General features: G+C 64.1%; 6 protein-coding genes, 1 tRNA gene and 1 pseudogene. 2 read left to right on the plus strand and 6 right to left on the minus strand.

Annotation, left to right across the window (positions count from 1 at the left end):
- From ACHWRX_RS10070 to ACHWRX_RS10095, 6 genes and pseudogenes are all read right to left on the minus strand, one after another.
- Nucleotides 1–296 (minus strand): annotated as a pseudogene (locus ACHWRX_RS10070) (bifunctional riboflavin kinase/FMN adenylyltransferase); the annotation flags it as partial.
- Nucleotides 297–304: 8 nt separating this feature from the next.
- Nucleotides 305–814 (minus strand): dihydrofolate reductase, encoded by a 510-nt coding sequence (locus tag ACHWRX_RS10075; protein WP_394659094.1) that lies wholly within the window; start codon nucleotides 812–814, stop codon nucleotides 305–307.
- Complete coding sequence (locus tag ACHWRX_RS10080) at nucleotides 811–1,866, minus strand: 5-(carboxyamino)imidazole ribonucleotide synthase (protein ID WP_394659095.1); 1,056 nt, start codon at nucleotides 1,864–1,866, stop codon at nucleotides 811–813. Before ACHWRX_RS10080 ends, ACHWRX_RS10075 begins: the two co-directional genes overlap by 4 nt.
- A gap of 20 nt (nucleotides 1,867–1,886) precedes the next feature.
- A complete protein-coding gene (gene purE / locus ACHWRX_RS10085) occupies nucleotides 1,887–2,381 on the minus strand; it encodes a 5-(carboxyamino)imidazole ribonucleotide mutase (protein ID WP_394659096.1) in 495 nt (164 codons plus the stop codon).
- A gap of 1 nt (nucleotide 2,382) precedes the next feature.
- Complete coding sequence (gene gpmA / locus ACHWRX_RS10090; RefSeq protein WP_058735728.1) at nucleotides 2,383–3,069, minus strand: 2,3-diphosphoglycerate-dependent phosphoglycerate mutase; 687 nt, start codon at nucleotides 3,067–3,069, stop codon at nucleotides 2,383–2,385.
- A gap of 67 nt (nucleotides 3,070–3,136) precedes the next feature.
- A complete protein-coding gene (locus ACHWRX_RS10095; protein WP_242867013.1) occupies nucleotides 3,137–3,352 on the minus strand; it encodes a hypothetical protein in 216 nt (71 codons plus the stop codon).
- An 89-nt stretch (nucleotides 3,353–3,441) separates the two neighbouring features.
- Here ACHWRX_RS10095 and ACHWRX_RS10100 point away from each other — a divergent pair.
- Nucleotides 3,442–3,516 (plus strand) — tRNA-Thr (locus tag ACHWRX_RS10100).
- 84 nt (nucleotides 3,517–3,600) lie between these two features.
- Complete coding sequence (locus tag ACHWRX_RS10105; RefSeq protein WP_394659097.1) at nucleotides 3,601–5,088, plus strand: DUF6538 domain-containing protein; 1,488 nt, start codon at nucleotides 3,601–3,603, stop codon at nucleotides 5,086–5,088.
- Nucleotides 5,089–5,260: the final 172 nt, after the last annotated feature.

The raw sequence follows: 5,260 nt of genomic DNA on the forward strand, positions 1-5,260 counted from the left end.
GCGATGCTGGCATCGAAAGAGAACACCAGCATCGCATCGGCACCGGCAGCGGCGAACAGCTCCTCGCGCTGGTCCAGCGTGGTCAGCCGGAAGGGTTCGGCGTCCGGGCGGAAGAAGCGCTTGGGATGAGGGTCGAATGTGGCAACGACGGCAGGCCGACCTTCGGCGCGCGCCCATCGGATCGCTTCTCCGACGACGGCCTGGTGGCCCTGGTGGAACCCGTCGAAGTTTCCGAGAGCGAGGATCGCACCGCGCACGGCGTCAGGCACGGTATCGCGATGGTCGAGGCGAATCATGCAGCCGGCTATAGGTCGCGGATCAGCGACACGAAAGCGTAGCCGGGTTTCCCGTCCGCAGGGGCATGTTCGACACGCGCGGTCTCGCGCCATTGCGCCCCGGGGGCAGGCATGGTCGTTTCACCGGGGAAGTCCGCGTGGATTTCGGTCATCTCGATCCGGTCGGCGCGATCGGCGAACAAGGCGAAGATTTCCGCGCCGCCAATCACCGCGACTTCCCCGGGGCCGGCAAGCGCAAGCGCGGCCTCGACATGGTGTGCTGTTTCTGCGCCGTTGCGCGACCAGGCGACATCGCGGGTCAAGACGATATGGCGGCGGCCAGGCAGCGGGGAGGGAAAGCTTTCAAAGGTTTTGCGGCCCATAATCATCGGCTTGCCCAGCGTCAGCGCCTTGAAATGCCGGAGGTCAGCGGGAAGATGCCAGGGGAGTGCGCCATCGCGGCCGATCACGCCGTTTTGGGCGCGGGCGTAGACCAGCACCACTTCCTGGCCTGCGATCGCGCCCGCCGGGGCGGTCATAGCGTCAGCCGGGTCACATGCCCCATCTTTCGGCCAGGGCTGGGCTCTCCCTTGCCGTAGAGGTGCAGGTGGTTGGCGGGATCGGCCAGCAGCCCCGCCCACTCCAGAGCCTCATCCCCGATCAGGTTACGCATCTCGACCGCGCTGGCGGCCAGGCGGGTATCGCCCAGCGGCAGATCGCAGATCGCGCGGATATGATTCTCGAACTGCGAGGTGATGGAGCCTTCGATCGTCCAGTGTCCCGAGTTGTGGACACGTGGCGCCATCTCGTTGAAGACCGGGCCATCGGCGGTGGCGAAGAACTCCAGCGTCAGCACGCCGACATAGTCCAGCGCTTGCGCGACTGCTGCGGCCAGATCGCGAGCCTGGACGAGCTGATCCGCGATCGGAGCGCCTGCGGGCACGGTGGACAGGGCCAGGATACCGTCTTCGTGCACATTGCGCGCCGAATCGAAGAAGCGCACCTCGCGGGTGGCAGCGCGGCACAGGATTACGGAAAACTCGGCCTCGAACGTGACGAAGCCTTCGTAGATCAGCGGTTGGCCGGGCCAGTCGACGGTGTCCGCATCGGCAGCGGATCGGATGCGCCACTGGCCCTTGCCGTCATAGCCATCGCGCCGCGTCTTGAGGATGCCGGGAGCGCCGATCGCGGCGATCGCAGCGTGAAGATCAGCCGGGCTATCGACCGCCTGGAACGGCGCAGGCGTTCCGCCCAGGCTGCGCACGAATTCTTTTTCGACCAGCCGGTCCTGCGCCGCTTCCAGCGCGCGAGCGGGCGGATGGAGCGGCACGCTACCCAAGGCGTGCAGCGGGGCGACGGGCACGTTCTCAAATTCATAGGTGATCACCGCGCAGTGGGCGGCAAAGCGCGCCATCGCGGCGGTATCGTCCCAATCGGCGCGGGTGAAGGCAGCGCTCACTTCGGCGGCGATCGAGACCTCTTCCGGCGCAAAGATGTGGCAGCGATAGCCCAATTGCGCCGCCGCGACAGCAAGCATGCGGCCCAATTGTCCGCCGCCAAGGATACCGATCGTCGAGCCAGGAGCGATCATTGCGTAACAGACGCCATCGCTCAAGCCGGCCGCTCGGCGACGGCGGCAGTCTGCTCGGCGCGCAGGGCCTTGAGCCGATCGGCCAGGGCAGCGTCACTGATGGCGAGGATCGCTCCGGCCATGAGCCCGGCGTTGGCCGCGCCCGCTTCGCCGATGGCCAGCGTGCCGACGGGAATTCCGGCAGGCATCTGCACGATCGACAGCAAGCTGTCCTGCCCGGAAAGCGCCTTGGATTGCACCGGCACGCCCAGCACCGGCAAGTGGGTCATGCTGGCGACCATGCCAGGCAGGTGGGCCGCGCCGCCCGCTCCGGCGATAATCACCTTGAAGCCTTCGTCCGCCGCGCCCTTGGCGAAGCTCACCAGGCGATCAGGCGTGCGGTGGGCCGAGACGATCCGCGCATCGTAGGCAACGCTCAGCTTGTCCAGCATCTCCGCGGCGCGCTGCATGGTGGGCCAGTCGGACTGGCTGCCCATCACGATCGCGACCGGCGGGGCAACGATCGGCTCACTCATCTCACCGCTCCGAGAGGTAGTAGCGGTCCTGCACCGCAAGATCGGCGGCGAGGTCGTAAATAATCGGTTGGCCGGTGGGGATCTCCAGCCCGGTGATCTCTTCGTCCGAGATGCCCGACAGATGCTTCACCAGCGCACGCAGTGAATTGCCGTGCGCGGCGACCAGCACCGTCGCACCCGCCTTCAGGTGCGGCACGATCGAGCCCTGGTAATAGGGCAGGACACGGGCGATCGTATCCTTCAGGCTTTCGGTATTGGGTATCGGAATGCCGGCGTAACGGGCATCGGCGTTCAGATCGAATTCCGATCCGGCTTCCAGCACCGGCGGCGGAATGTCGAAGCTGCGGCGCCAGATCTTCACTTGGTCATCGCCGTGCTTGGCGGCGGTTTCCGCCTTGTCGAGCCCGGTGAGGCCGCCGTAGTGCCGCTCGTTCAAGCGCCAGTCCTTGGTTTCAGGAATCCACAGCAGGCCGGCGGCTTCCAACGCCAGATGCAGGGTCTTGATCGCGCGGGTCTGCAGCGAGGTAAAGGCCACGGTGGGCAGGATGCCCTTTTCCTTGAGCAGCGCGCCGGCGGCGCGGGCTTCCGCCTCACCCTTTTCGGTCAGGCCCACATCCCACCATCCGGTGAAGCGGTTCTCGAGGTTCCACTGGCTCTGGCCGTGGCGGACGAGGATCAGACGAGGCAAGGGGGCATGCTCCTTGGCGTGGCGGGCCATGGAACCGGCCCGGACAAAGTGCTGTAACGGGGCGGCCCTAGCTTTCCGAGGGCAGGTTGGGAAGAGCATCCGATTCGTTTTTAGCCGCGATCGCGCAATGATCATGCGGCGGTGACCCATCCAGGGCACGGGCCTGTGCCTTGCGACGGTGCAGGTTCTCGCGCAGCTTGGCGGCAAGGCGCGCTTCGCGAGCGGCAGGATCGGTGGTCTTGACCATGCCGATGTTCATGCCGCCGCCACCGGGCGAGTTCAACCCGCACCGTAAAGCCGCGCTTGACATTTCCGGCCCACGCCGACAAAGCGCGCCTCTGCCCGGCGACCGGACGGTTTGTCCGGATGCACGCTGCTGTAGCTCAGTGGTAGAGCGCGTCATTGGTAATGACGAGGTCGGGAGTTCAATCCTCCCCAGCAGCACCATTCCCAACCGCAGAAATGCTGGGGAATGGCAGAAATCAGCGGTTTATATGCAGTCGTCTAGTACAAATGTGCTAGGAGCAAGCGATGTGTACGTACCTGCTGCCGACCCCGACTGGTTATTATTTCCGTCGAGCGATCCCCGAGAACCTGCGTCCGTTCTTCGACGGCAAGCGGCAATTCAAGGTTTCTCTGCGTACCAAGGATCGTGAGGAAGCCAAGCGGCTGATACCCGGGCATACCATCGCCACCAATGAGCAGCTAGATCGCGCTAGGAAGGCGCTGGGGGCCGCTGCCGTGACATCCGCTACCCTAGCCGCCCCACTCCGTCCGAAGTCCCCAGCGGCGCTTGAGCGGGAGCGTAGGCGGTGGGAATGGGAGCAGGAGCAGGCCGAGCTTGCCGACGCGGAGCAATCCGACCGCGACCTTGAGCTAGAAGCCCTAGAGCCGATCATGGACGCTATCGAGAGCGGGACCATACCAGACGCCGCTCCCGCTGATTTAGCCCGCGCTGGGCAGCTTCTGGCGCGGCATGAAAGGCAGATGGGCGACATTCGGGTGCAGGAGGCCGAGAGCAAACGGGGCCGCGCATCGGTAAGCCATATTCAGGCCGTGCAATGCGAGCCGGTCAAAGCGGATACGGAGCCTGCCCGATCAATCACCCAACTATATGAGCGGTGGGCCAAAGGCGGGACCGGGAATGCCAAGACTGTTAGGAAGTGGCGCAACATGGTCGCTGCGCTGGTCAAGCATCTGGGGCACGATGACGTTACCAAGGTGACCCGAGCGGACCTAAATGCTTGGATCGAAACGCTTGTTGCTAAGGGGCTGGCGGGCAAAACAATTCGGGCCAGCTATCTGCCAGCGATCAAGGTTCCGTTTACGCTGGCCTTTGAGGATGAAGTTATCCCCAAAAATATTGCCAGCGAGTTGAAGGTGCGAGCGCCCAAGGTCGTCAAGCTGCGAGAGCGCGACCTAACAGACGACGAGGCGGCTACGATCCTCAAGGCCTCACTGGGGCCGCAGCCAACCGGGCTTGCAGTGGATCATGCACGCGCTAGGCGTTGGGTGCCTTGGTTGCTGGCATATACCGGGGCGCGAGTAGGCGAGATTACGCAGCTTCGGGCCATGGATATCCAGAAAGAGGATGATGTGTGGTTCATCCATATCACACCGGACGCCGGGAGCGTGAAAACGGGGGAGGCTCGTAAGGTGCCGCTGCATTCACACTTGATTGAACAGGGGTTCACGAAGTTCGCCAAGGCTGGGGACGAGACGCCGCTGTTCTATCGAAAGGGAACCGGCAACGAGGTCAATCCACCATCAAAGATCAGGGCTGGCCATATTTCGCGCTGGGTTAGCGGCCTTGGCGTGACAGCACCGCAGCCGAACCATGGCTGGCGGCATCGGTTCAAGAGCCAAGCGTTTGCGGTCGGCATAGACAACGAAGCGGCAGATATCATGCAAGGGCACAAGCCCCGCGCAGAGGCGGGGAAGTACGGCCAGCGTGGTTTGCCTCGCCTAAAAGACGAGTTGGAGAAGCTACCGCGCTATGCTGTTGAAGTGCCTAGCTAATCTTACCAGACGGCCAGCGTACCGCTTGCGCCACCGGCTGCGACGACGACAGCGTTCTTGCCGCCAAGGTTGAAGGGGAGCGGGAGATACTGCCCCGCCGCCACGGGGAAGGCAGTGCAGATCACCAACCCCGCAGCGGTTGTAATGCTGAGATTGCCTGCCGTCTTGCATA

Origin of the sequence: uncultured Novosphingobium sp., from assembly GCF_964277725.1 — a bacterium.
In the GTDB taxonomy this organism is placed as follows: Bacteria; Pseudomonadota; Alphaproteobacteria; order Sphingomonadales; family Sphingomonadaceae; genus Novosphingobium; species Novosphingobium fluoreni.

Coding starts and splice junctions, on each gene's coding strand:
- ACHWRX_RS10075 (WP_394659094.1), bottom strand. CDS start 814: ATGACCGCCCCGGCGGGCGCGATCGCAGGCCAGGAAGTGGTGCTGGTC.
- ACHWRX_RS10105 (WP_394659097.1), top strand. CDS start 3,601: ATGTGTACGTACCTGCTGCCGACCCCGACTGGTTATTATTTCCGTCGA.
- ACHWRX_RS10080 (WP_394659095.1), bottom strand. CDS start 1,866: ATGATCGCTCCTGGCTCGACGATCGGTATCCTTGGCGGCGGACAATTG.
- purE (WP_394659096.1), bottom strand. CDS start 2,381: ATGAGTGAGCCGATCGTTGCCCCGCCGGTCGCGATCGTGATGGGCAGC.